This is a genomic window from Nocardioides segetis (genome assembly GCF_051390595.1).
Lineage (GTDB): Bacteria > Actinomycetota > Actinomycetes > Propionibacteriales > Nocardioidaceae > Nocardioides.
Genome location: NZ_JBNINR010000012.1, coordinates 88,196 through 112,022, shown reverse-complemented (window position 1 = coordinate 112,022; position 23,827 = coordinate 88,196). Strand labels below are relative to the sequence as shown.

The window sequence follows — 23,827 nt, the reverse complement described above, 5'->3', positions numbered from 1 at the left end:
GTGCACCACCTTCACCAGGAGGGTGCGGGCCCCCCGAACGGCAGCGCGACCAGCTGCGGCCCGGTCGCCGAGATGTCGCGCAGGATCCAGTCGTCGCGGAGCAGCAGGACCGCCGAGGCGGGCCGCAGGATCAGCCACAGCCACCGCCCGCCCGCCTCGCCGGCGAGCACGGAGCGGTCCCACTCCCCCGGCGCCGCGCTCACGGAGACCGGCCACAGCCCGACGGGGTACTGCTCGACCCGCACCCGGACCGGCGGCGGGCCCTCGCCCACCTCGTGACCCGGGTCGAGACGCTCGGGGTCGTCCGGGGAGGAGAGTCCGGCGACGCGGGCGCCGAAGCCGGTGCCGGGCTCCTCGCTGATCACCATCACGTCGACCGGTCCGTCGAGCTGGCTGGTCCCGGAGACGCAGGCCATCGTGGCGTGCGCGGTGTCGCCCTCGGCGACCACGGCGGCGAAGTCGCTCACCGCCCACCCGGGTCCGAGCGGCCAGGGCAGGAAGGTCGGGAAGAGCGGGCCCACGCGCAGCAGATGCGCCGCGAACTCGTCGTACGACGACGTGACCGGCCGCCAGAGAGGTACGACGACGCCGTGGTCGGGGCACGACCACCGCCCGTCGCCCACCTCGGCCACCGGCGCGGGGCAGCGCGGACACTCCACGCGCACCCCGCCGCCGTCGCGGGGCGCTCCCGGCTCGTCGGTGGACATGTCCGACACCGTGCTGCGCCGCGGCCGGTTCGTCAAGCACCCGGCGCCGGTCGCACGGAGCCAGGCTCGCCTGCATTCAGCTGTTCCAGCGCAGCAGCACGGGTGTCTCCCGCTCGTGGCCGAGCTCGCAGAGCGTGGCCGTGTCGAGGCGGAACAGCCGCCCGTCGGTCGCGGGCAGGCCGAGCCACCGGGCGGCCAGCGCGCGCAGCACATGGCCGTGGGCGACCACCAGCACCGGGCCCGTTGCGACGCGGATCCGGGCGACGACGCGGTCGCAGCGCGCGGTGACCGCCGCGGCGGACTCCCCGCCGGGTGACGGGTGGGTCCACACGGTCCAGCCGGGCACCTGCTCGCGGATCTCAGCGGTGGTGCGGCCCTCGTAGTCGCCGTAGCCCCACTCGCGCAGGTCGTCGCTGACCTCCGCGTCGGGGTAGCCCGCGAGCTCCGCGGTGCGCCGGGCCCGCTGCAGCGGACTGGTCAGGACCTCGGCGAAGGCGACACCGGCGAGCCGGGCGGCCAGCCCGCGCGCGACCTCCTCGCCCTCCGGGAGCAGGGGCAGGTCGGTGCGGGAGGTGTGCCGCCCCGCCACGCTCCACTCCGTCGCGCCGTGGCGGGCCAGGAACGCGGACTCGGCCATGGGCACATCCTGCCAGTCGGGCGCGCGCGGGCCCCGGCGGTGGCAGGATCCCGCCATGCCCCCGACCGACCGTCCGAGCGGCCCGCCCGCGACGCCGGGTCGCTTCCGCCTCGCCATCGCGCTCGGCTTCGCCACCCAGGGCTTCGTCTTCATCGGGCTCACCACCCGCCTGCCCGACCTCAAGGACCGATGGGACCTCTCGGAGCTGGCGATCTCGGGGGTGCTGCTGGCCATCGTCCTCCTCGCTGGCGGCGGGTCGGTGCTCGCGGAGCGCCTGGCCGCCCGGGCGGCGAGCGCACGCGTGCTGCGCGCCGGCCTGGTGCTGGTCGGGGGCGGCTCCGCGTTGATGCTCGCCTCGCCCGTGTGGGCGGCGTACCTCCTCGGTGTGGGGGTGTACGGCGTGGGGCTCGGCATGGTCGACGCGACGACCAACATGCAGGCGGTCGCGCTGGAGCGGCGCTACGGCCGCACGATCCTGCCGAGCTTCCACGGCGCCTGGACCTTCGGCGGCCTGCTCGGCGCGGCCGTGACCCTCGCGACCGCGGACGCCCCGCTCGCCTGGACCGCCCTGATCGCCGTCGTCCCGCTGCTCTGCGCCGGCGCGGCCTTCCTGCCCCGCGACGGGCGCGCCCGGCCCGCGGAGACCGGCGCCGGCGTGGCGGTGCCGTGGCGGCCGATCCTCATGGTCGGCCTCGGCATGGTCGTGTTCTACATGGTCGACACCGCCGCCCAGACCTGGGGTGCGGTCTACCTCGACGAGGTCGTCGACGCGCCCAGCCGGTGGGTGGCGCTCGCGACGCTGCCCTATCTCACGGCGAGCCTGGTGGTGCGCCTGGCCGGCGACTCCCTCGTCGAGCGGTACGGCGTGACGCCGGTCCTGCGCGTCGGCGCGGTGGTCGCCTGCGCCGGTCTGGTCGTGGTGACGGCCGCACCGACCTGGCCGGTCGCCGTCCTCGGCTTCACGCTGACCGGCGCGGGCATCTCGGTCGTGGCGCCCTTGAGCTTCTCGGCCGCGGCCCGGATCGCCGGTGGCTCCGTCGAGCGGGTGGACGCCGTGATCGCGCGGTTCAACCAGTTCAACTACGTCGGTGGCCTCCTGGGAGCGGTGCTCACCGGCGTCGTCGGGCAGGACGAGCTGCGCTTCGGCTTCGTCGTCCCGATGGCGCTCGTGCTGGGCCTGGTGCCCCTCGCCCGCTGGTTCGCCGCGCGGGGCGGATCCGAGATGACGCCGACCCGGCGCAGTCTTCATCGGAATTGACGCCCACCCGGCGCAGATTGAAGTTCAATCTGCGCCGGGTCGGCGTGTTCCCGGGTTTCATCTGGGCCGGGTCGGCGCGTTCCCGGGTTTCATCTGCGCCGGGTCGGCGTGAGTTCCGAGGTCAGCGTCGCGCGGTCGGCCGGCACACCCGGCAGGTGGCGAGGTGCGCGTTGTCCTCGCCGACCGGGGCGAGGTCGTCGCGGTGGGCGATGAGCGCGCAGTCGCGCCGGTGCATGGTGGTGCCGCCGCCGGCGACGACGGGGATGGCGCCGACGTCGTGGCCCTGCTCGTCGGTGCGCGCGGAGGTGGCGGTGACCTCGGCCAGCACCAACAGCGTGTCGGCGAGGCGCTTCGACGACTCCCGGCCGTCGGCGGCGATCCGGGCCAGCCAGGCGCCGAAGTAGAGGAAGCCGCCGACGAAGGTGAGGCCGAGGCCGAGCATGCCGCCGGAGACGACGTAGGACATCTGGTCCCACTGGTAGGGCGTGTTGGCGGCGCCGTACCAGCCCAGGATGATCACCACGATGCCGAGCGGGAGCATGACGGCGCCCGCCCAGAAGAGCACGACCTGCAGCAAGGCGTAGTGGTTGTCCTTGAGCGGCGCGATGCCCGATCGGCCGGAGCCGGCGGACTCGCCGGCCCGCGGCAGCGCCTGCAGGCGGCCGGAGCGACTACCGGACGGGGTGGCGGCTGTGGTCATGGCTCAGGCCTTTCGGAGATCGGGAAGGCCGCTGTCGAGGCCGTGGGGACAGGAGGCGCCGATCCCGAGGGCCGCGGCGCCCAGCCGGCGGAACCAGGATCCGGCGACCGCCGCGGCGGCGAAGGCCGCGACGAGGAGCAGGCCGGGGATGGAGAACAGCTCGGGAAGCCCGGCGCCGGTCGGTGCCGCGTCCGCGAGGACGCCGGTCGGAGCGGCTCCGGCGGGCGGGACGGCTCCGGTCGGCGCCGGCACCGGGGCCACCGCCGACGGTACGCCGACCCCGCCTGCCGCGGGCGCGGGCGCCGCCTCGGGCGCGGCTGCCGGCGGCGCCTCCTCCCCCGCCGGGGGCGGCGGGGCGAGGACCTCGATCGGCGGGACCGTGTCGACCTTCGCCTCGGCGATGCCGAGGGTGACGACGACCTTGGGGGCGAGGTTGGACAGGCCGGACACCACGCCCTTGAGCGGGCCGGCCTGGGCCGGGATGAGCTCGGCGAGGATGTTGGTGGGCAGCGCCTTGAGCAGCGGGGCGAGCAGGTGGGTGTCGATGGTGATCCGCAGGCCCTCCGAGACGCTGGTGCCGGCGTCGCCGTCGACGGTGCGGACCTGCTGGGGCACCTCGATGCTGACGCCGAGGGCCTGCAGCGCGTCGAGTGGCAGCTTGTCGAGCCCGGGGATCGGCGTGACCTTGCCCATGGTGAGCGCGCCGTCGGGGCCGATGCCGAACTCCTGGCCGGCGATCGCCAGCTTCCCCCAGGTGGCCGACCCGGTCGCCGTACCGGTGGCGCCGTCGGAGGTGGACTTGGCGACGGCCTCGACGCCGCCGAGGGTCACCAGGCCGCCCAGCAGCCGGATCTCGCCGATCGTCGCGCGGGAGACCCCGACGACCTTGCCCCCGGTGGCGTCCATCCGGCTGGTCGAGACGTAGCCGTCGATGTCGACGAGGGCGGCCAGCTGGGGCGGCAGGCCGGGCGCGGCCGCCCGGGTCTGACCCGCGGCCGGAGCGGCCCCGGAGCCGCCGCCGAGGCCGCCGCCGAGTCCGCCGCCGAGACCGCCCGTGAGCAGCCCGGTGACGCCGTTGAGCAGGTCGAGCAGCCCGCTCTTCGTGGCCGGGTCGGCGGTGGCGCCCTCGGGACCGAGTACGGCGCCGTCGGGCGAGAAGCCGGTCTCGGCGGAGGCCGTCTTGTCGCCGGACGTCGTCGTCATGATGGCGCCCGGGATCGTCTCGTCCTTCTGGGTCGGCGTATCGCCGGGGTACTGCGAGTTGACCTGCATCGGGTAGCCGCCGTCGGTGAGCGGGTTCGGCGGCAGCCCGAGCTGCTCGGCGAAGGTCTTCAGGCCCTCGCCGACCGGGTCACCGGGCCAGAACAGGCTGGCCCGGCCGCGTGACTCGCCGGAGTCGGCCTTGACCTTGCTGTAGCCCAGGTCGAACTCCAGCTGGGCGACCCCCGCGTCGACGGGGATCGGCAGGCTCGGCTCGAAGACCTCGACCCGGATCGGGGCCGACCAGGCCTGGGCCGTGTAGCCGCCGTACGCCGCCGCGGCACCGTCGTCGGCCGCGGCCGGTGACGCGACGGGCCCGGTCGCCAGGAGGGCGAGGGAGCCGATCACGCCGCCGGTGACGAGGACCTTCGTGGGTTGTCTCATGCCGCCCCTCCCAGGATGACGTCGGCCATGGTGTCGAGGATCTCGCCGGGCTCACCGGTCGCGACGATGCGGCCGCCGCTCATCACCGCGGCGTAGTCGGCGACCCGCAGCGCGGTGCGGGCGAACTGCTCGATGCAGAGGATGGAGACGCCGGACTCGGCGATCCGCGCGACGGTCTCGTAGAGCTCGTCGACGATCAGCGGGGCCAGGCCCATCGAGAGCTCGTCGAGCAGGAGCAGCGCCGGGTCGGAGGCGAGCGCGCGCGCCATCGCGAGCATCTGCTGCTCGCCGCCCGACATGGTGCCGGCCAGCTGGTGCCGGCGCTCGTGCAGGCGCGGGAAGTAGGCGTAGGCGGTGTCGAGGATCGCCGGCGCCGGGACGCCGGCGTAGGACATCAGGACGAGGTTCTCCTCGACGGTGAGGTTCGGGAACACGGAGCGGCCCTCGGGGATCGTGCACAGCCCGACCCGCGCCAGGTCGTCCGAGGCGGCCCCCTGCACGTGGACGCCGGCCAGGTGGATGTCGCCGGAGGTGGCCGCCTTCTGGCCGCTGATCACCTTGACCAGGGTCGACTTGCCGGCCCCGTTGGGACCGAGCAGGGCCATCACCGCCCCCCGCGGCACCGACAGGTCGACGCCGCGCAGCACCTCGATCCGTCCGTAGGCGGCATGCAGGTCGATGACGTCGAGGATCGGGACGCTCACGACAGCACCTCCTCGGTCACCGGCTCCAGCACGCTGGTGGCGCCGTCGGTCTCGGCGTAGCCGAGGTAGGCCCGCTGGACGGCCGGGTCGGTGCGGATCTCGGCCGGACCGCCCGAGGCGATGATCTCGCCGAAGTCGAGCACGTGGATGTCGTGGCACACGCTCATCACCAGGTCCATGTCGTGCTCGACCATGAGGATCGAGCAGCCCTCGGCGGCGAGGTCGACGAGCAGCTCCCCGAAGGCATCGGTCTCGGTCTCGTCGAGTCCCGAGGAGGGCTCGTCGAGCAGCAGGAGCTGGGGGTCGCCCGCCAGACACCGGGCGAGCTCGAGCAGCCGGGCGGTCCCGGTCGGGATCGAGTCGGCCCGCTCGTCGGCGTACTCCGCGATCCCGACCCGGTCGAGCAGCAGGTCCACGCCGTGCGCGCCGCGTCGGCCGCCGAACCAGGCCAGGGGTCCGCCGTGGATCTCCTGGGCCACGCGGACGTTGTCACGCACCGACAGCGACCCGAACGCCTCCAGCCGCTGGAACGTCCGGCCCACGCCGTGGCGCGCGCGCCGGTGGACCGGCCAGCCGGTGACGTCGCGGTCGCGGTAGCGGACCCGGCCCTTGGTCGGTCGCTGGAGGCCGGTGATCACGTTGAAGCAGGTGGTCTTGCCCGCACCGTTGGGGCCGATCAGTCCGGTGATCGTGCCCCGGTCCGCGGTGAAGGTCGCCCGGTTGACGGCGGTCACGCCACCGAACCTGACGACAACGTCATCGACCTCGAGCAGCGCCATCTCACACCACCTTCTCGATCACCATCGTGTCGGTCGCGTCGGCGACCGCCACCGTCTCCGGTACGCCGCCCCCACCGCGCGGCAGCAGCCCGCCCAGCCGGCCCCGGAGCTGCTCCTCCAACCCCGGGGCGAGGCGGGACCGCAGCCAGCGGCCGACGCGGAACAGGTGGTTGGCGATGCCGTTGGGATCACGACCGAGGAGCACGGCGCCGAAGCCGATCACGGCGAACAGGAGGCCGGCCATCCCCGGCGAGGCGGCCTGGAACTCCGGGAGCAGCATCAGCGCGGTGCCGCCGAGCAGCGCGCCGGTGACCGACGTCGCGCCGAAGACCACGGCCAGCAGCAGCACGAGCAGCGACTGGAAGTAGAGGAAGTCGGCCGCGCCGACCGTGCCGCGCAGGCCGGCGAACAGCCCTCCCGCCAGGCCGGCGATGCCCGCCGACAGGGCGAACAGACCGACCCGGAACCAGCGCATGTCCAGGCCGAGCGTGCCGCAGGCCGACGGGCTGTCGCGCATGGCGATGAGCAGCCGGCCGAGGGCACCACGACGCAGGACGAGCACGCCGAGGGACAGCAGGACGAACGCCAGCACCATGAACCAGACGTAGGAGACGTCCGAACCGATCCGCATGCCCAGGATCGAGAGCCGCTCGGCGGCCAGGGTGCCGTTGAACTTGAACGCGAAGTCGGCGTTGAAGATCACCTTGTCCATGAGCACGGCGAACGCCATCGTCGACAGCGCCAGGTAGAGCCCGGTCAGCCGCAGCACGGGCAGGGCGACGAGCGCGCCGACGGCCGCGGCGATGAGCGCCGACACGAGCAGCCCGACGAGGTTCGGCTCGTCGAGCTTGGCGTAGGCGAGCGCACCGACTCCCGCGAACGTGAACTGCGCGAGCGAGACGTGGCCGCCGTACCCGGTGAGCAGCACCAGCGACAGCATCACCATCGCGTACGTCGCCGCGACGCCGATGAGCAGCACCTGGTTGGGCGCGACCACGTTGACGAGCAGCAGTGCCACCACCAGGAGCCCGGCGCCGGAGCCGATCGAGGTCCGCATCGGGGGGACGGGCGCGGTGACGATGCCCTTGACCTGGCCGATCCGGAGCTGGGCCTGCGGCATCAGCACCACGATCGCGAAGAGGAAGAGCGCCGGGATCACCGCGCGGAAGGAGTTGAGGAAGCCGTCCTTGGGCAGGTAGGCGACCGCGAGCGACTCCAGCACGCCGAGGAACATGGCGCCGGCGAAGGTCATCGGCAGGCTCTTGAGCCGGCCGAGCATGGCGGCGGCGTAGGCGTTGATGACGAGCAGGGTGAGGCCGTAGTAGTCGAGCAGCACGACCGGCGCCAGCAGGATGCCGCCGAGGGCGGCGAGCGACATGCCGATCGCCCAGGACAGCGCGGCCACGCGGTCGGGCTTGCCGCCGAAGAGCTTGAGCAGCTCGGGGTTGTCGACCGAGGCCCGCATCGCGGTACCGATCCGGGTACGGCCGAGCAGGAGGTAGAGGCCGAAGGCCACCGCGATCGCGCAGACCAGGGTGACCAGCTGATGGGCGGTGACATAGGTGCCGCCGACGTTCCAGCTGGTGTCGGGCCAGAACGGCAGCAGCGCGCGCGGCTCCGGCGGCCAGATCTGCTGGGCCAGCCCGATCAGGCCGACCAGCAGGCCGACGGTGACGACGAGCGCCACCGACACCGGTCCCTCGCCGAGGCCGCGGGTCACGAAGCGCTGGATGAACCAGCCGATCGCCGGCGCCACGACGCCGAGCACCAGGACGAGCGACAGCACGGTCGGCATCCCCTGGCGCTGGGTGAAGTCCCAGAACACGAAGGACAGGAACATGCCGAACGCACCGTGGGCGATGTTGAACACCCGGGTGGTCGTGTAGGTCAGCACCAGGCCGCTGGCCATGATCGCGTACGCCGCGCCCGTGAACAGGCCGAGCAGCACGTAGGCGAGGAGGGAGCCCACGATCAGCCTCCGACCCCGGAGTCGACGACACCGCCGCACATGTAGTCGCCGGGCGAGACCTGCTGCCACCGGCCGCCGGCGTACTGGATGACCTTCAGGCACGGCGGCGAGCTCGGCGTCGAGAGGTTCATCGCCGTGTGCGCCCCGTTGCCGGTCCACGCCGTGGTCGCCCGGAACGCCGCGACCAGGGACTCGCGGGTCAGCTTGCCGCCGAGCGAGATGGCCTTCTCGACGAACAGGCGGGCCGCGGACCAGGCGTAGAGGCCGTAGTAGTTGGGGATGGCGCCCGGCTTCACCTGCTGCAGCCACGACAGGTAGAGCTGCACCTCGGCGTTCTTGGTGTTCTCGAAGAGGTCGTTGGCCGCGTAGACGTAGGTGCCTTCCGCCGCGGACCCCGCCTGCTGGACGTAGCGCTTGTCGTAGACGGTCGGGTCCTGCAGGAAGAAGTCCGGCTTGAAGCCCTGCTGGGCCATGGCCTGCTGCAGCTTGACCGTGTTCTGGTAGGGCCCCTGGTAGGCGACCGCCCGGACGCCCTTGTCCTTCATCTGCTGGACGTAGGGCGCGAAGTTGAACTCCGCCACGTCGATGCCCTGGAGGTAGGTGACCTTCCAGCCGGCGCCCTTCTCGTACCCGGCGGCCATGCTCTTGGAGTTGACCGGCGCGGCACCGGCGTTGATGTAGAGGACGGCGGCGTTCTTGACGGCGTCGGGGAACTTCTGCGCGAACCACTTCGACGCCGCGTCCGGGATCAGGTTGGTGCGGATCGAGTAGGCGCCGAAGCAGGACTTGCAGGCCTGGCGCTCCGGGTTGACGATCGTCGAGCGGATGTCGGGCAGCCCGCAGGAGTCGGCCGTGGCCGCGCCGCCGGAGTCGAAGGCCGACATCGAGCCGACCGCGGCGAACGCCTCGCTGCACGCCTTGACGTAGGCCTGCTGGTCGGCGCCGGCGTCGGCACGGCTGTCGAGGTTGGTCAGCGCGAGCTTGCGGCCGCAGATCGTGTTCTGGGAGTTGAAGTACTCCACATAGGCGCGGGTGGCCTGTTGCGCCGACTCGAAGATCCCCGGCACCGGTCCGGAGATGTCCGAGACGTTGGCGAGGGAGATGGTGCTGTCGGTGATGCCGGTCTGGTTCTTGAAGCCGTCGCAGGAGGCGGCCTTGGCGCCGCCCGTGGGCGAGCCCTTGCCCTTGGACTTGCCTCCGTCACCGGCGGCACCGGCGGCACCGCCCCCGCCTCCGTCGCCGGCCGCCGCGCCCGGGTCGCCGGGAGCGCCGGCGGCGGGCGCGTCGCCGCCCAGCGGTACGTCGCCGGCGGCCGGTGCGTCACCGGCGACGACCCCGGTGTCGCCGGCGGTGCCGGAGCCGGCTCCCGTCGTACCGCTCTGACCGCTGGCCTTGGCCACGGTCGCCGGGTCGAGCTGGGAGCCACAGGCCGTGAGCGCCAGCAGGACCACGACGACCCCGCTCGTCCTGCGCAAGCGCGTGCTCGTCACCACTGATTCACTCACCTCATCTTGAGTCCGGACCGCCTCTCGACCAACGAGGCGGACGTGACCCAGGTCACGCCCCAAAATGGAACGTGTTTCAGTGGCGCGTCGCGGGAACCGTTGGGCACCGCGAGACGTCACAGGCATCATGAGCACCATGCGTCCGACCGCCGCCCTCGCCAGCCTCGCCGCGCTCGTCCCCCTGCTGTTGGCGGCGTCGGCCTGCAGCAAGGAGTCCGACCGGGCAGCGGACCGGACGACGGCGTCGGCGAGCCCGAGCGCCGAGGCGACCGACCCGCCGAGTACGACGAGCACGACCACCGGATCGGCCGGCACGGGGGCGTTCCCCGGCTACGGCCCGCAGGACTACACCTACGAGCTCGAGGTGCTCTGCTACTGCCCCCAGGTGGGCACCGTGGAGGTGGTCGTCCGCGACGGCGAGGTCACGGAGGCCACCTCGCTCGACGGACCGACCGCCGGCCGGTCCGCACCGGACTTCGCCCGGCTCACGATCGACGAGATCATCGCCATGGCCAACGACCCCCAGGTCGCCAAGACGAGGGTCGACTGGCCCGAGGGCCAGGACCACCCCGATGCGGTGATGCTCGACCGGATCGCCCAGGGCGTCGACGACGAGGTGACCTACACGATCAAGAACGTGCGGGTCGGCGTGACGGGTTGACCGCTCGGCCGGGACCCGGACCTCCCGGGGCCTTCCCGGCCCGGCTCAGCGCGGGACGAGCGCCCAGTAGTCGAGGTCGAGCAGCACGCCGGGGGCGTACTTCCCGTCCTCGCCACGCAGGATCATCGATACGTCACGGCCCTTGGTGGCCACCAGCCGCAGCCGCAGCGCACCCACGCCCGGCGCGCCGGTCTCGGCCTTGTCGAGGACCTCCGACCACGCGTAGACCGTGTCGCCCGCGAACGCCGGCGCCGTGTGCGCACCCGCGTTGATCGCCGCGATCAGCTGGGCGTTGGCGAGCCCGTTGAACGACAGCGCGCGTGCCATCGAGATGATGTGGCCGCCGTACACGAGCCGGTTGCCGTCGGGGCGGGCCTCGACGTTGAAGTGCACCTTGGCCGTGTTCTGCCACAGCCGCGTGGCCTGCTGGTGCTCCGACTCGGTCAGCGTCACGCCGTCGACGTGGTCGATCCGCTCCCCCACGACGTAGTCGCCGAAGCGGTGGGGCTCACCGGCCGCGGCGAAGTCGTACGCCGTGAAGTCGAGCCCCGCCGGGACGACCAGGTCCGCGGGCGCCACCGCCGAGGCGAGCTCGGGGACGACGGTCTCGGGCGCGGCGGCCGACGCGTCGCGCTTGTGCACCATCACCCAGCGCGCCCAGTCCAGCGCGACCTCGCCGCGCTGGTTGGTCGCCGTGGAGCGGACGTAGACCACACCGCTCTTGCCGTTGGAGTTCTGCTTGAGCCCGATCACCTCGGAGGTGGTGCTGAGCGTGTCGCCCGGCACGACGGGCGCGTGGAACCGGCACTCGGCGTACCCGAGGTTGGCGACCGCGTTGAGCGAGACGTCCGGGACCGTCTTGCCGAAGGCGATGTGGAACGCGATCAGCTCCTCGACCGGGTGCGGGTCCAGGCCGACCGACGCCGCGAACACCGCGGACGACGGCACCGCGAACCGGGTCGGGTAGAGCGAGCCGTAGACCGCCCGGTCCCCCTCGGTCACCGTGCGCGGCGTCGCGTGCCGGATGACCTGACCGACCTCGAAGTCCTCGAAGAAGTTGCCCGGGTCGGTCTTGTCGGCGACGACTCCGCTCGCCGGCTGCGCAGCGCTGCTCACTTGAGCTTGTACTCCTTGAGGAGCTGGCGCCCGATGATCATCTTCTGGATGTCGGAGGTGCCCTCGCCGATGAGCATGAACTTGACCTCGCGCATCAGCCGCTCGATCTCGTACTCCTTGGAGTAGCCGTAGCCGCCGTGGATCCGGAAGGAGTCCTCGACCACCTCGTTGGCGTACTCCGAGGCCACCATCTTGGCCATGCCGGCCTCGACGTCCATCCGCTTGCCGGTGTCCTTGAGGCGCGCGGCGCGGACCATCATGTTGTGCGCGACCTCGACCTTGGTCGCCATCTCGGCGATGCGGAAGAGCACCGCCTGGTGCTCGGCGATGACCTTGCCGAAGGTCTTGCGCTGCTGGGCGTAGGCGACGCCCAACTCGAAGCCACGCCAGGCCAGGCCGCAGGCGCGGGCGGCCACGTTGACCCGCCCGACCTCGACGCCGTCCATCATCTGGAAGAAGCCCTTGCCCGGCTCACCGCCGAGGATCGCCTCGGCGGAGATCCGGTGGTTCTCGAGGATGAGCTCGGTGGTCTCGACACCCTTGTAGCCCATCTTGTCGATCTTGCCGGGCACGGTGACGCCCTGGGCGGTCTCGCCGAAGCCGGCCTCCTTCTCGACGAGGAAGGTGGTCATGTTCTTGTAGACGCTGTCGGCGCCCTCGTCGGTCTTGACGAGCAGCGCGACCAGCGTCGACGTGGCGCCGTTGGTCAGCCACATCTTCTGGCCGGTGATCGAGTAGGACCCGTCGTCCTGCTTCGTGGCCTTGGTCGAGACCGCGGAGACGTCGGATCCGAGGCCGGGCTCGGACATCGAGAAGGCGCCCCGGACCTCGCCGGTCGCCATGCGCGGGAGGTACTTCTGCTTCTGCTCCTCGGTGCCGTGCTGCATGAGCAGGTAGGCCACGATGAAATGGGTGTTGATGACTCCCGAGACACTCATCCAGCCGCGGGCGATCTCCTCGACCACCAGGGCGTAGGTGAGCAGCGACTCGCCCAGCCCGCCGAACTCCTCGGGGATCGTCAGGCCGAAGACGCCGAGCTCCTTGAGCCCGTCGATGATCTCCTGCGGGTAGGTGTCGGAGTGCTCGAGCTCCTGGGCGACCGGGATGATCTGCTCGTCCACGAAGACGCGCACGGCCTTCAGGATCTCGGACTGGTCCTCGGAGAGGCCTTCGGTCTGACAAAGCCGGGTCATCAGCTCCCTTTCACTGGTCGTGCCGGAGCGCACTGTACCCGCGAACCGGCCTCCCAGCGCCCCCCGAACAGTGCCCGAGATCCGTGACATGAGTCATGTCGCCGACCCGTCCGGAGCGGCTAGATCGTGCGCCCGACCGCCGCGAAGTAGCGGACGAACATCTCGTCGTAGCCGAACTGGTCGGAGCGGATCTGGGCGATCGAGCCCGCGCGCTTCTGGTCCTTGGGGACCCAGGTGCGGTTGAAGTCGATCCGCACGGCCCGGGTGCCACCCGAGGTGCTGGCGAGCACGAGCGCCCGTGGCAGACCGGTCTTGCCCCAGTTCGACTTCCGCTTGGCCCACGACTTGTGCTTCTTCTTGGTGCCGAGGAGCTTGGCGAGCTTCGTGTCGAGCGCGGTGGCCTTGCGGTGGCCGGTGATGATCTGGACCTCGACGCCGCGGGCGCGGGCGTTGACGATCGACTTGTAGACGCCCTTGCCCGAGAGCTTCTTGGAGGCGAGATGGAGCGCCGACCCGGGCGGAGCCTGGTCGATGGCGCTGCGCGCCAGGCGCATCGTGGTCTTGGCGTCGTCCTTGTTGGAGACCAGGCCCGGGGCGAAGGCACCCGCACGCTGGCCGACGTTGCCGAGGTCCACGACGACCAGGTGGTGGTCGGAGTGGAGCCCGACCGTCGTCAGGTTCGTCACCGGGAGCAGCGGGTCGCCCTGGTAGAGGTAGGCGTGGTCGATCACCGCGCCGCTGTCGTGGGTGGCCGGCGCGACGCCGAACAGGTCGAAGACGTTGGCCAGGCCGAGGGCGGCGATCTCGTTGCGGGGGTAGGCCGCCGAACGGAAGTTGACGTTCACGTCACCGCCCATGAGCACCGGGCCGTGTGCCGAGAGGGTCCGGGCGAGGGCGGCCATCCGCTGGTACGACGGCAGGGTCAGGCCCATCGTGTACTTGCTCGCCGGAGCGAAGTGCACCGCGACGACCGAGACGGTCTTGCCCTCGGCGTTGCGCACGGTGACCCAGTTGGCGTACCGCACGCCCCAGTGCACCTTCTGCTTCTTCGTCTTCCCCCACACCTCGGAGATGTTGTAGGTGCCGGCGGCGATCTTGGTCCAGCGCGCGGTGTCCCAGACCACCGCGGTCGCGCCGGTGTAGGTGCCCGGGGTGCGCTGGATGGCGTAGCCGGGAGGCGCCAGCATCGCGTCGGGCCGGCTGGAGACCTCGTTGTAGGTGATGAAGTCCGGCAGCTGGGCGAAGACCTGACCGAGGTCACTGGCGGTGTTCGACGCCGACATGCCCGACTTGATGTTGGCCTGCACCAGGCGGATCCCGCTCGCGCTGCCCGGGTCGGACGCGGCGGCCGCGTTCTCGAGGGCGGCACCCCGGCCGCTGCCCGCGGTCGCCGTCGCGAGGACCAGGAGGGTCGCCAGGACCGCGAGCGCAGCGACCGTCGCCGGTAGGGCGCGAAGCCATCGAAGCGAGCTCTGGGTGCGCATGGGACCTCCCCGATCACGGTGCCGAAATGCACCGAGCGAACAATTGCCTCAGGAATCACACCAGTAACAACTTCACCATGGCAATACGCCGTGAATAACTACAAGGATGTAATTCCTCGAATTACATCCTTGTCATTTCCGAAGAAGGGGCCGCATCCTTCCCGCACCGCGGCCCTCACCCGCCCGGGTCGGGGTCGCGCACCAGGTCCCACGGCGTCACGCCCAGCGCCTCGGCCAGGCCGTAGAGCGTGGTCAGCCGCAGGTTCACCGGGCGCGCCGGGGCACGTCGGCCGGCGGCCTCGATCAGCTGGACGTGGTTCTTGGAGCAGCCCGCACGGTGGGCGAGCGCCTCCTGCGACAGGACCAGGCCCTCACGCAGCCGCCGCACGCGGCGGCCGAGCAGACGGGCCGCCTCCTCGTCCCAGGGCACCGCCCCATCGTCGCTATCGGGAGTTCCTCGCGAACACCAGACAGGTATGGCCTTCTATAGCATGATTCGTAACGGAGTGTTACACAGGACGTTGTCCCGATGGGGGGTGGTGAGTCATGGAGTTCGACGAGTTCGTCGTGCCCTATCGTCGCGAGCCGGGTCGGTTCCCGAGCTATCCCGACGAGTTGGAGGCGCGGCTCGGCGACGTCCGCCGCCTCGCCGTCCGCTGGGGTGAGATCCTCCATGACGCCCTGGCTCTCGGCCAGGCCCCGCCCCTTCCCGAGCTGCGCGCGTTCTCCATGGGGTACTCCGCCTGGGCCAACGCGGGCTTCGGCGGCGTCAGCTCCTTCGTCGAGCGGTGGGCCGCCACCCGGGCCGAACAGCTCACCGAGTCCGACGAGGACGGCGTCGCCGCGTTCCTCGACACGCTCGCGCAGCTGAGCAGTGAGCTGAACTTCCACCGGCTCAACGCCCATGCCGGGACCTTCTGGGCCGCGCTCCTGTGTGGGGTCCCGGGCCTGGCCAACCGGGAGATCGTGGAGTCGACCTGCTACCACCTGGCCCGCGAGGTGCTCACCTTCTCGGAGTACCGCAACATCCTCATCGAGGACGACCTGTACTTCGGCGACGACGTCCGGACCGGCCGGGCCATGCACACCGGCGCGCTCACGGAGATCGACGCCTATATCGCCCTGCTGGACCTGACCCGGCGCGACCGACGGCTGATCGTCGTGCCCGGGCCGCCCCAGTTCGAGCGCTGGGCAGGTTCGGCCAATGCCGACTTCATCGTCGTCGACACCGCGAGCGGGACGATCCGCGGCATCCAGGTCAAGTCCATCGTCGAGCGCCGCGAGGCCGACCGCTACGACCCGGCACGGATCACGCTGATCGACGGTGCGCGGGACCTGCAGAACAGTCGTGCCATGCGCACCGACCCCCGCCGCTCCGACCGGCAGGTCGTCTCCTGGCCGGGCATGATCGGCGCGCACTACCTGCGCGAGCTGAAGCCGGGGCCGCTGACCGACCGGTGGGTCGAGCGCCGGTCCCTGCTCCTGACGAAGTTCGCCGCCGTGCACTACGCGGGCACCGTCGCGTCACAGAACAAGTCCGCCTATGCCGCGGTCCGGCAGCGGGTCATCCACGACCTCTCGTCACGGCCCGCCTCCTGACGGCCGGGTCCTCACGGGCCCTCGGGGAGCGCCGCTGCCCCGATCCGGGCGGCGACGCCCGTGCGGTCAGCGACGGCGCAACGCCCCGAGCAGTCCTCGACGGCCCGGCCCAGGAGGGGCGGCGCGCTCGACCCGGAGGTCACGCACCTCGCCGAGCAGGGTCGCGACCAGGTCGGTGGCGACGGCGGCCACCTCCTCCTCCGTCACCGAGTCCGGCGTACGACGCGGCGCCAGTTCGGCGGGGATCTCCAGCCGGGCGAGGTCCCCCACCACGTCGACGGGGTGGGTGCGCAGGTAGTCGAGGGCGGCGTCGTTGCGCGCGCGGCACTCGGCGACCCGGTCGGGCTGGGGCCAGAACTTCTCCCCCCGGCGCGGCACCAGGCGCTCGTCGGCGAGATGCGTGCGGATGAACATGCCGCGGTCGCGGGCCGCGCCCAGCGCCTTGCGGGCCACCAGGTGCTCGTTGACCCGGCGCAGCACCTCGGCCTCGACGACCCCCATCGACTCGTTGGGGAAGGACCGGCTCAGGTCGTAGGCGTCCGCGCGCAGACCCAGCAGGCCGGCGAACCGCTGCCAGATCTCGTCGCGGGGCGCGGACGTGTCGAGCGGGAGCACGTGGATCCGCTCGTGGGCGACGGCCTCCGACCACCGCTGGAGGACCAGGTGCAGGTCGAGGGTGCGCCAGTTCCACACGTCGCGGGGGTCGTCGGACACCTCGCGGGAGTAGTCGCTCATCGGCGCCGTGCCGCGGTTCTTCAGGCTCTCCTGCCAGCTGGCCGTGAACAGCCCCAGCAGGTCGCGGGCGGTGATCACCACGTGCATCTCGGCGGGAGCGAGCTGGTCGGCCATCCGGCGCGCCTGCTCGGCGCTCGCCGCCGCGAAGAACTCGTGGGTGACCAACGCGTCGCCGTCGTAGGCCGCGATCTCCGCGCGCAGCCGCTCCCATGCGCTGCGGTGCTCCTCGGACGCCTTGGGCAGCCGGGGGTCGTCGCGCACGATCCGGCTGCTCCACAGGTGGTCGAAGCGCCCCAGGCCGGGCAGCAGCACACCGTCCTCCCGCAACCGGTCCCGCGACGACCAGACGATGGTCTGCAGATAGGTGGTCGCCGTCTTGGGCAGGCCGATGTGGACGAAGACGCGACGGGCCAACGGACCGGTTCCTTACAGGCTCTTGTCGAACGCCTCGATCGCCTCGGCGATCCGGGCCTCGTCGCGTTGCGCGACGGGGATCAGCAGCTCCTGGACGACGTCGACCAGCTCCGCCATACGCACGTAGTGCCGCTGCAGCTCGACGACCTCGGCCTCGAGCGCCTCGATCCGCAGCCGCTGCGCGCGCACCGTCGCGAACAGGTTCCAGCGATTCTGTGTCATCTCTTCCCTCACTGCCCTCACCACTGGGCGACCACGACGGCCCGGCCGGCCCGGTCCTGCGTCCCCGGCTCGACGTCCGCCGAGAGCACCGATCCGCCGAACCGGTCGATCTCGGCGAGGACGCTGTCGAGTGGAACAGGATACAAACCCTCGTCGGTCTCCCCCGCGCCCGTCGCGAACTCGGCGTACAACCGGCCGCCACCTCGCAGCGCCATCGCCGCGAAGCGCAGGAGACCCTCGCGCCCACGCTCGGTGGTCGCGTCGAGCACATGGCGCGCCAGCACGGCCCGTGGTCCCTGCTCACGGGCCACGCGGGCGCCCTCGGCGAGGACCGAGCGGAGCTGGGTGAGGCTGATCGTGCGCACCTCGAGCGGGGCGCCCTCGCGTCCGGCGCGCCGCTCGGCCTTGCGCAGCGTCTGCGGCACGTAGTCGTAGGCGGTCGTCCGAAAGCCCTGCCGCGCGAGGTGGAGCGCGTCACTGCCCCGTCCCGCCCCGACGTCGAGGACGTGGGTGTCCGGCGTCGCCGCCGCCGCCAGCCGGCGGGCGAGGTCGGAGGCCGGGGCGTCCACCGGTCCCTTGCGGTGGTCACGGTTGGTCTGCCACTCGCGGCGGTAGGGCGACAGGCCGCGGAACCAGTTGTCGAGCCGGGCCTTGGTCGCCGCCGAGGTCTCGAACTTGAAGGCGGGGTCCGGGACCCGCCAGTGCGGGCCGTACATCGCCTCCAGGAGCCGCTCGGGCTCCGCCGGCGCCGGGAACTCGTGGCCGGCGAGCGTGACCGTGGACAGCGGCAGGATCCACTCCTCGCGGAAGTCGACCCCCACCTCGCCCATGAGGTAGAGCTTCCCGTCGCCGGCGAAGAAGCCGCCGAACAGGTCGAGCCCGCGCACGGAGCCGTCGCTCTCCTCGACGTCGATCCGGAAGGCGCCGCCGCTGTAGCGGAAGGTCGCCATGCCCCGCGCGGCCAGCGCCCGCTGCAGCCGGAAGGACTCGCGCACGACGTCGACCGGCGAACCGTGCCGGGACACGTAGCCGAGGTCGGCGTCGGAGTCGTGGCCGAGGAAGTCCTGCTCGCGGACCGCGCCGAGCAGGGTGCCGTACGCCGGGAACGCGGCGATCCCCTCCTCCTCGAGGACCGCGATCACGCGGTGCATCGCCTCGAGCAGCGGCTCGAGCTGGTCGCCGCTGCGCACCGAGAACTCGGGGTGGAAGCGCCCGGACTTGTCCAGGGCGACCGGCAGGCCCTGCTTGTTGACGAACGCGATCCGCCCCTCGCCGGCGCCGAAGGTCGTCTCCTCGTCGTGCAGCACCGTGCCCGCGACGTGGTCGCGGACGCTGAGCCGGGTCGCGCCGTCGAGGAAGCGCCGCATCCGATCGGGCCAGGCGATGCGCCGCTCCGCGGGCCGGTCCGGAGCCTCCTCGGCGGTGTCGCGCAGCGACCAGAAGGACCAGATCCGGCGGTCGTCGAAGAGGACGTCGAGCGCACGGTCCTCGGCGACGTCGGAGAGGAGGAGGCCCTCCTCGTCGACGGCGGTGACCGCCAGGGTCGGCGCGTTGCTCATGGAACCAGCCTGTCAGAACGCGTCCTGTGGTCGCCATGCGAGGCCGGGAACCACCGGACGCGACCGCGCGGCCGGCAGCGTGGCGGACGGCGGCGCAGCCGCATCGACCGACGCCCGCGGTCCGAGCGCAGCGAGGACCGGGCGGCGAGGTCGATATCCGACACGCTCGGCCCAAAGAACTCAGAACGCGTGACGGAGCTCGTCGGGGATCCGGACGTACGGCGGGCGGACCAGGGCGAGATGCTGCCCGGCGCCGGTGGCCCGCCACAGGCCGCCCTCGTGCTGCACGATGGACGCGAGCTTCTTCGGGCCGGGCCGGAACCGACCCAGCTCGCCGTCGGCCTCGGCCTGCTCGACCTGGGCGGCGGCGGTCCGCAGCGCCTCGACGATCTCGTCGGTGGGCCGGCTCCAGCTCGACTTCACGGCGCGGCCCTCGACGACCGCCGCCTGGTGGCGGTGCTCGGCGAGCAGCTCGAGCTGGCCGACGTCGGCGAACTTGAGGTGGAACATGAACAGCTCCGGGTCCGGCGCGAACGGGTGCCGGATGCCGTGGGAGGCGTGCGCCCAGGGAGCGTCGACCCACTTGAGCGCCGGCTTGCACATCAGCGGCGTGAACCGGGCGTAGGCACGCTGTCGCAGCAGCGAGGGCGCGTCGAAGTCGAGGGGCGGCTCGATGCCGACCCGGTGGATCACGTTGTAGCCGAGCACCCCGGCCACGTCGTTGCCCGCGCGCGCCGCGGCGAAGTGGCGCAGCGTCTCGTGCTTCGCCGGGTCCGCGACGACGAACTCGTCCGCGTCCGCGAGCAGCACCGCGTCGTAGGCGAAGAGCAGCGACGACGCCAGCCCGCTGAGGATGCCCATCCGCGAGGGCTCGAAGGGGAACTTGTCGAGGTACGGCAGCCGCAGCACGGTGCAGGGCAGGTCGTCGGTCGACCCGTCGACACTGTGGTCGTCGATGACGAAGACGTCGTCGGGTCCGACCTGGCGGCGGTAGTGCTCGACCCAGTGCCGGAGCACCGGACCGCTGTCGCGGCTCATCGTGATGACCGCGATCCGGGGCAGCCCGTCCCCCGACGGGCGCGCCGTGGCCGGCGCGGCCGCGGGCCCGGGGCCGGCACCCTGCTCGCGACGACCTGGCCACCTCATTCGGAGTCTCCCTCGTCCTGCCCGGCGCGCACGCGCGCCCACCGGTCCAGCGCGATGCCCAGCGCGTCGATCGCGGCGCGCAGCACGTCCTCGGTCGGCAGGTCGGCGGGCTGGAGCCCCGGCACCGGCCGCGGCCGGAGGTCGTCGAGATCGCCGACGACGCGGTGCTTGCCCTTGCGCAGCCGGGTGACCTGATCGTCGCCCTTGGCGCGGACCCACGCGTCGTCGTACCCCAGCCGCTGGCCGCCGCCGCTGCGCAGCGACAGGCCGCGCTTGGCCAGCTGGTGCTTGACCTGCCGGTCGTAGAAGTCCGGCAGGTCGCCCCGGCCGTCGGGACGCAGGTGCCGGTTGAGCTCGAGCAGCAGCAGCGCGCTCGGCAGGTCGATGCTCGGGTTGCTGCGGACGTCGAGCCGGATGCCGTCGGGGCTGATCCCCAGCACCTCGGCGAACCGCCTCCACAGCAGGTCCTCCGGCGCACCGGGCGGCGGCACCGTGACGAGGCTGACGGCGCCCCTCTGCAGGCCCTTCGCCCAGCGCCCCGCGATCGCCGGCACGTCCTGGTGTCGCCAGAACCGGTTCGCCACGCCCGACTCGTCCCTGCGGTCGCCGAGCGCGGCCACGAAGTCCGGCCACGCCGTCGTGCCGCCGTTCTGCACCGACTCCAGCCACATCGCGGGCACGTTGCGGCCGAGGTCGCGGCAGGTGACGACCGCCTCGACCCGGCTCTCCGGGAAGGTCTTGCGGATCCGCTGGATCTGCGCCTCGTCCCGGGGAGCGAGGTACTCCATGGACACCACGGCCGTGCCCGGCCAGGCCCGGATCTCGTCGACCAGCTGCTGCCACGGACCGTCGGCCGGCATCGGCGGCTGACCGGGGCCGCCGTGGGCGATCAGCTCCTTCACGGCTCGCACCTGGCGTCGCCACCGCCGGCCGGGGAAGAGCACGCCCCGCTCGGCCAGCAGCGCCTTGTTCTCGCCGAGCACGTTCTGCAGGAAGCTGGTCCCGGACTTCATGGTGCCGACGTGCAGCACCACCCGTTGCGCCATGAGGTCGTGTCCTAGGAGAGCTCGGCCTCGAGTTCGTGGAACGGGTAGTCCTTCGGACCGAGGTACTCACTGCCCGGCTTGATCCGGACCTTCGGGTCGGGGTCGGCCGAGTTGACGTAGTTGGCGAGCGTGCGCGGCGCGGTGTTGTAGATCATGTCGACCCAGCCGGCGTACTTCGCGGCCATCGCGGCGTCGTCCCAGAAGATGATGTCGTGCTCGTCGGAGAACCAACCGAGCTGGGTCCAGTTCTCGCTGCTGGAGAGCACGGCGCTCGCACCGGGGTTGCCGTCGAGGTTGCCCTCGACCGAGAGGCCCTTGAGGTGGACGTAGCGGTCCTTGAACTTGTTGGCGGTCTCGCCGGTGATGTAGACCATCTGCTTCGCCGGGACCGGCGCGAGGATGCTGCGGATGTTGCCCGACATCATCATGAAGACGACGCGGACGTCGCAGCCCTGGAAGTGCAGCTCGCGCACCTTGCGCGCGATGCGCGCGCCGCGCTCGTCGCCCCACACGGCGTTGGCGACGCGCACCTTGGTGCGGCCGTTGGCCGTGTTGGCGCCGTTGCACTGCACCTTGTTGAGGATCCGCAGCGGCGGGTCGACCTGGTCGCGGTGGGGGGCGAACATCGTGGTGATGTTGGCGCCGGGGATGGTCGTGCTGGGGACGGTGAACTGCAGGGCCGGGAAGTTCTTGTCCTTCTTGGCCTGGTTCCACATCGTCATCCAGCCGTCGTAGAGCGCCTGGTTCTCGGTGGTCGTGGTCCAGTCGTTGAACTGCTGGACGGCCGCCGCGCCGGTGAAGTTGCCCGAGCCCTGCATCACGATCCAGTTGGTCGCGCCGGACCTGCTGACGAGCATCATCTTGTTGTGCATCGCGCCGCCCTTGCCCCGACAGGTGGCGCTGCAGGTGCGGATCCAGCTGCGCAGCTCCTTGGGCCGGTCGGCGTTGCCCTTCTTCAGCGCCCGCAGGAGGACGCCGTAGGACCGGTGCATCCCCTGCTCGCGGGCGAGGCCGCGCGCCATGATGACCTGCACCGAGACGCCGCGCTTGTGCGCCGCGATGACCTTGCTCGCGAGGTAGGGCGAGTCGAAGTTCCACGTCATGATGCGGACGGTCTGGCCCGCCTCGACGTTCTTGAGCGTCTTGACGATCTTGCGGTGGATCGCGGCCCGCTTGCTCTTGCGGAACGGGTGGTTGAAGGTGATGCCGGGCTTGACGACGGACTCCGGGTTGGGCTTGTTGCGCGCCGCCTTCCGCGCCGCCGGCGTGGCCGGGGTCTCGGTGGTCGCGGTGGTCGCGGGCGCGGCGACCGGCGCGGCGTCGGCTCGGGTCACCCCGGCCGGCCCGGTGGCCAGCAGCCCGGCCGCGAGCAGCGGGGCGACGAGCGTCGCCACCACCGTCCGGGTCCGTCCCGCAGCCGACCGGCTCCCCCACACATTCGTCACGTCCCTGACTCCTACCCACTCCACCCGAGAATTGACCGGGTTCCGAACGGGCGCTCCCTGGTGGGCGCGCAGGCGGTCTCGACCCTTTGACGCGGGCACTATACCCGCCTGGATGGGCCGAAAACCGGCTGGACGGAGCTCCTACTCCGGCGTGGCGGTGTTCTCCTGGGTGGGCTGATCGCCCCCACCCTTCTTCGACTTCTTGGACGCAGCGCCGTCGCTGCACTTCTCGGTCTTGATCCCCCCGAGCGTGAACACCGAGCGGACGGGGAGGTGGTCGGAGCCGCCCTCGGACATCACGACCGAGCTGGTGGGCGTGAGGTCGGGACCGCCGTAGAGGAGGTAGTCGATGCGGGTGCGCGGACGGCTCGCCGGGTGGGTGGGCCCGCTGCCGCTGCCCGCGTCGACGAAGGAGTCGTCGAGCCGCGAGGTGAGGATCTGCTCCGGGCCGGAGCCGGGCCAGGTGTTCATGTCGCCGCCGAGGATCTTGGGGCGCGGGTCGGCGGCCAGCATGCTGGAGATCCGGCTGGCCTGCTGGGTGCGGATGTTGGCCGAGGTGTTGTCGAGGTGGGTGCTGTAGAGACTCACCTCCACGCCCTCGACGTCGATCACGGCATGCAGGAGACCTCGCGGCTGGGCCCGGCCGATGTTGGGCAGGGGCGTGTTCACCGAGGACAGGATCGGGTACTTCGACACGATCGCGGTGCCGTAGAGCCCGTCACCGAAGGTGACATTGCGCCCGAAGGCGGAGTGCCACCCGCCGAGACGCTCGGCGAACCACGCGGCCTGGTCGACGCTGCCGGTGCTGCGCCGACGGTTGTCGACCTCCTGGAGCAGGATCACGTCGGCGCCGGAGCGCTGCATCACCCCGAGCAGCCGGTCGAGGCTGCCGGCCCGGGCCGACTTGATGTTGTAGGCCAGCGCGGTGAGCTCCGTGGTGCCGATCAGCGCCTGGCACACGAGCTGGGCGGACTGGCGCTCGGCCTCCATCGCCAGCGGCGGCACCACGACCTCGCCCCCCTCGGGGACGACCGGGTCGGCCACGGCGGGAGACGGGATCGCGGCCGCCGGCGCGCGCCGGCCCTCGTCGGCGACGGGAGCCTCGGGCGCGTCCGGCGGGAAGATCAAGGAGACGCTGAGACCCGCCACGACGACCACGACGGCCACGAGCGTGACGACCATGTCGAGCGAGGAGACGCCGAGGCCCTGGCGCCTGCCCGCGCGCCCGCGCCGGGTCTCCTGCTCCTCCACGTCCGGAATGGTAAACGACGACCCCGCCTCTCCGGACCGCTTCGCCTGCTGGG

The 23,827-nt window shown here is 71.9% G+C and carries 22 protein-coding genes; 3 read left to right on the top strand and 19 right to left on the bottom strand.

The genetic code is table 11. The annotated features are described in order from the left end of the window. Positions 1–11: 11 nt before the first annotated feature. The gene (locus ACPZVR_RS19020) at positions 12–707 is read right to left on the bottom strand and encodes a DUF6758 family protein (RefSeq protein WP_436701249.1); all 696 of its coding nucleotides are present in this window, start codon (positions 705–707) and stop codon (positions 12–14) included. A 76-nt stretch (positions 708–783) separates the two neighbouring features. Continuing rightward, positions 784–1,344 (bottom strand): histidine phosphatase family protein, encoded by a 561-nt coding sequence (locus tag ACPZVR_RS19015; protein ID WP_436701248.1) that lies wholly within the window; start codon positions 1,342–1,344, stop codon positions 784–786. Positions 1,345–1,399: 55 nt separating this feature from the next. Between ACPZVR_RS19015 and ACPZVR_RS19010 the strand changes: the two genes are divergently transcribed. Beyond that, positions 1,400–2,602, top strand: coding sequence for an MFS transporter (locus ACPZVR_RS19010; RefSeq protein WP_436701247.1), 1,203 nt, complete (start codon positions 1,400–1,402; stop codon positions 2,600–2,602). Between the two features lie 121 nt (positions 2,603–2,723). Here ACPZVR_RS19010 and ACPZVR_RS19005 read toward each other — a convergent pair whose 3' ends face one another. From ACPZVR_RS19005 to ACPZVR_RS18980, 6 genes are read right to left on the bottom strand one after another with little or no spacing between them, the layout of a single operon-like run. Then, the gene (locus tag ACPZVR_RS19005) at positions 2,724–3,302 is read right to left on the bottom strand and encodes a hypothetical protein (protein WP_436701246.1); all 579 of its coding nucleotides are present in this window, start codon (positions 3,300–3,302) and stop codon (positions 2,724–2,726) included. A gap of 3 nt (positions 3,303–3,305) precedes the next feature. Beyond that, complete coding sequence (locus tag ACPZVR_RS19000) at positions 3,306–4,946, bottom strand: choice-of-anchor P family protein (RefSeq protein WP_436701245.1); 1,641 nt, start codon at positions 4,944–4,946, stop codon at positions 3,306–3,308. Next, positions 4,943–5,650: an ABC transporter ATP-binding protein gene (locus ACPZVR_RS18995; RefSeq protein WP_436701244.1), complete on the bottom strand. Its 708-nt coding sequence runs from the start codon at positions 5,648–5,650 to the stop codon at positions 4,943–4,945. Before ACPZVR_RS18995 ends, ACPZVR_RS19000 begins: the two co-directional genes overlap by 4 nt. After that, a complete protein-coding gene (locus tag ACPZVR_RS18990; protein WP_436701243.1) occupies positions 5,647–6,429 on the bottom strand; it encodes an ABC transporter ATP-binding protein in 783 nt (260 codons plus the stop codon). Before ACPZVR_RS18990 ends, ACPZVR_RS18995 begins: the two co-directional genes overlap by 4 nt. A 1-nt stretch (position 6,430) precedes the next feature. Then, positions 6,431–8,398 (bottom strand): ABC transporter permease, encoded by a 1,968-nt coding sequence (locus tag ACPZVR_RS18985; RefSeq protein WP_436701242.1) that lies wholly within the window; start codon positions 8,396–8,398, stop codon positions 6,431–6,433. Positions 8,399–8,400: 2 nt separating this feature from the next. Continuing rightward, positions 8,401–9,873, bottom strand: coding sequence for an ABC transporter substrate-binding protein (locus ACPZVR_RS18980; RefSeq protein WP_436701241.1), 1,473 nt, complete (start codon positions 9,871–9,873; stop codon positions 8,401–8,403). A gap of 166 nt (positions 9,874–10,039) precedes the next feature. Here ACPZVR_RS18980 and ACPZVR_RS18975 point away from each other — a divergent pair, with 166 nt between their 5' ends. Then, entirely contained in the window at positions 10,040–10,564 is a 525-nt protein-coding gene (locus ACPZVR_RS18975; RefSeq protein WP_436701240.1) for a DUF6174 domain-containing protein, read from the top strand. 45 nt (positions 10,565–10,609) lie between these two features. On the opposite strand, the gene ACPZVR_RS18970 is transcribed toward ACPZVR_RS18975, so the two are convergent. The 4 genes from ACPZVR_RS18970 to ACPZVR_RS18955 all read right to left on the bottom strand — a co-directional run bounded on the left by ACPZVR_RS18970 (position 10,610) and on the right by ACPZVR_RS18955 (position 14,787). Beyond that, a complete protein-coding gene (locus tag ACPZVR_RS18970) occupies positions 10,610–11,680 on the bottom strand; it encodes a MaoC family dehydratase (RefSeq protein WP_436701239.1) in 1,071 nt (356 codons plus the stop codon). Further along, the gene (locus ACPZVR_RS18965; protein WP_436701238.1) at positions 11,677–12,873 is read right to left on the bottom strand and encodes an acyl-CoA dehydrogenase family protein; all 1,197 of its coding nucleotides are present in this window, start codon (positions 12,871–12,873) and stop codon (positions 11,677–11,679) included. The genes ACPZVR_RS18970 and ACPZVR_RS18965 overlap by 4 nt, the downstream gene beginning before the upstream one ends. A gap of 119 nt (positions 12,874–12,992) precedes the next feature. Then, positions 12,993–14,357, bottom strand: coding sequence for a hypothetical protein (locus tag ACPZVR_RS18960; RefSeq protein WP_436701237.1), 1,365 nt, complete (start codon positions 14,355–14,357; stop codon positions 12,993–12,995). Positions 14,358–14,532: 175 nt separating this feature from the next. Continuing rightward, complete coding sequence (locus ACPZVR_RS18955; RefSeq protein WP_436701236.1) at positions 14,533–14,787, bottom strand: helix-turn-helix domain-containing protein; 255 nt, start codon at positions 14,785–14,787, stop codon at positions 14,533–14,535. 116 nt (positions 14,788–14,903) lie between these two features. Here ACPZVR_RS18955 and ACPZVR_RS18950 point away from each other — a divergent pair, with 116 nt between their 5' ends. Then, a complete protein-coding gene (locus tag ACPZVR_RS18950; protein WP_436701235.1) occupies positions 14,904–15,956 on the top strand; it encodes a hypothetical protein in 1,053 nt (350 codons plus the stop codon). 66 nt (positions 15,957–16,022) lie between these two features. On the opposite strand, the gene ACPZVR_RS18945 is transcribed toward ACPZVR_RS18950, so the two are convergent. The 7 genes from ACPZVR_RS18945 to ACPZVR_RS18915 all read right to left on the bottom strand — a co-directional run bounded on the left by ACPZVR_RS18945 (position 16,023) and on the right by ACPZVR_RS18915 (position 23,774). Further along, positions 16,023–17,105, bottom strand: a complete 1,083-nt coding sequence (locus ACPZVR_RS18945) for a hypothetical protein (RefSeq protein ID WP_436701234.1) — start codon at positions 17,103–17,105, stop codon at positions 16,023–16,025. Positions 17,106–17,117: 12 nt separating this feature from the next. Continuing rightward, the gene (locus ACPZVR_RS18940) at positions 17,118–17,327 is read right to left on the bottom strand and encodes a DUF6752 domain-containing protein (RefSeq protein ID WP_282400526.1); all 210 of its coding nucleotides are present in this window, start codon (positions 17,325–17,327) and stop codon (positions 17,118–17,120) included. A gap of 17 nt (positions 17,328–17,344) precedes the next feature. Continuing rightward, on the bottom strand, positions 17,345–18,886 hold the full coding sequence (locus ACPZVR_RS18935) for a LicD family protein (RefSeq protein ID WP_436701233.1): 1,542 nt from the start codon (positions 18,884–18,886) through the stop codon (positions 17,345–17,347). 180 nt (positions 18,887–19,066) lie between these two features. Further along, complete coding sequence (locus ACPZVR_RS18930) at positions 19,067–20,032, bottom strand: glycosyltransferase family 2 protein (protein WP_436701232.1); 966 nt, start codon at positions 20,030–20,032, stop codon at positions 19,067–19,069. Further along, the gene (locus tag ACPZVR_RS18925; protein WP_436701231.1) at positions 20,029–21,078 is read right to left on the bottom strand and encodes a hypothetical protein; all 1,050 of its coding nucleotides are present in this window, start codon (positions 21,076–21,078) and stop codon (positions 20,029–20,031) included. The genes ACPZVR_RS18930 and ACPZVR_RS18925 overlap by 4 nt, the downstream gene beginning before the upstream one ends. Before the next feature lie 11 nt (positions 21,079–21,089). Next, complete coding sequence (locus tag ACPZVR_RS18920; RefSeq protein WP_436701230.1) at positions 21,090–22,523, bottom strand: phospholipase D-like domain-containing protein; 1,434 nt, start codon at positions 22,521–22,523, stop codon at positions 21,090–21,092. Between the two features lie 141 nt (positions 22,524–22,664). Then, the gene (locus ACPZVR_RS18915) at positions 22,665–23,774 is read right to left on the bottom strand and encodes an endonuclease/exonuclease/phosphatase family protein (RefSeq protein ID WP_436701229.1); all 1,110 of its coding nucleotides are present in this window, start codon (positions 23,772–23,774) and stop codon (positions 22,665–22,667) included. Positions 23,775–23,827: the final 53 nt, after the last annotated feature.

What these genes read in the sequence shown, in the direction of transcription:
- ACPZVR_RS19000 (WP_436701245.1), bottom strand. Translation starts at nt 4,946, where the DNA reads ATGAGACAACCCACGAAGGTCCTCGTCACCGGCGGCGTGATCGGCTCC.
- ACPZVR_RS19020 (WP_436701249.1), bottom strand. Translation starts at nt 707, where the DNA reads ATGTCCACCGACGAGCCGGGAGCGCCCCGCGACGGCGGCGGGGTGCGC.
- ACPZVR_RS18960 (WP_436701237.1), bottom strand. Translation starts at nt 14,357, where the DNA reads ATGCGCACCCAGAGCTCGCTTCGATGGCTTCGCGCCCTACCGGCGACG.
- ACPZVR_RS18975 (WP_436701240.1), top strand. Translation starts at nt 10,040, where the DNA reads ATGCGTCCGACCGCCGCCCTCGCCAGCCTCGCCGCGCTCGTCCCCCTG.
- ACPZVR_RS19010 (WP_436701247.1), top strand. Translation starts at nt 1,400, where the DNA reads ATGCCCCCGACCGACCGTCCGAGCGGCCCGCCCGCGACGCCGGGTCGC.
- ACPZVR_RS18935 (WP_436701233.1), bottom strand. Translation starts at nt 18,886, where the DNA reads ATGAGCAACGCGCCGACCCTGGCGGTCACCGCCGTCGACGAGGAGGGC.
- ACPZVR_RS18950 (WP_436701235.1), top strand. Translation starts at nt 14,904, where the DNA reads ATGGAGTTCGACGAGTTCGTCGTGCCCTATCGTCGCGAGCCGGGTCGG.
- ACPZVR_RS18940 (WP_282400526.1), bottom strand. Translation starts at nt 17,327, where the DNA reads ATGACACAGAATCGCTGGAACCTGTTCGCGACGGTGCGCGCGCAGCGG.
- ACPZVR_RS18965 (WP_436701238.1), bottom strand. Translation starts at nt 12,873, where the DNA reads ATGACCCGGCTTTGTCAGACCGAAGGCCTCTCCGAGGACCAGTCCGAG.
- ACPZVR_RS18925 (WP_436701231.1), bottom strand. Translation starts at nt 21,078, where the DNA reads ATGGCGCAACGGGTGGTGCTGCACGTCGGCACCATGAAGTCCGGGACC.
- ACPZVR_RS19015 (WP_436701248.1), bottom strand. Translation starts at nt 1,344, where the DNA reads ATGGCCGAGTCCGCGTTCCTGGCCCGCCACGGCGCGACGGAGTGGAGC.
- ACPZVR_RS18990 (WP_436701243.1), bottom strand. Translation starts at nt 6,429, where the DNA reads ATGGCGCTGCTCGAGGTCGATGACGTTGTCGTCAGGTTCGGTGGCGTG.
- ACPZVR_RS18930 (WP_436701232.1), bottom strand. Translation starts at nt 20,032, where the DNA reads ATGAGGTGGCCAGGTCGTCGCGAGCAGGGTGCCGGCCCCGGGCCCGCG.
- ACPZVR_RS19005 (WP_436701246.1), bottom strand. Translation starts at nt 3,302, where the DNA reads ATGACCACAGCCGCCACCCCGTCCGGTAGTCGCTCCGGCCGCCTGCAG.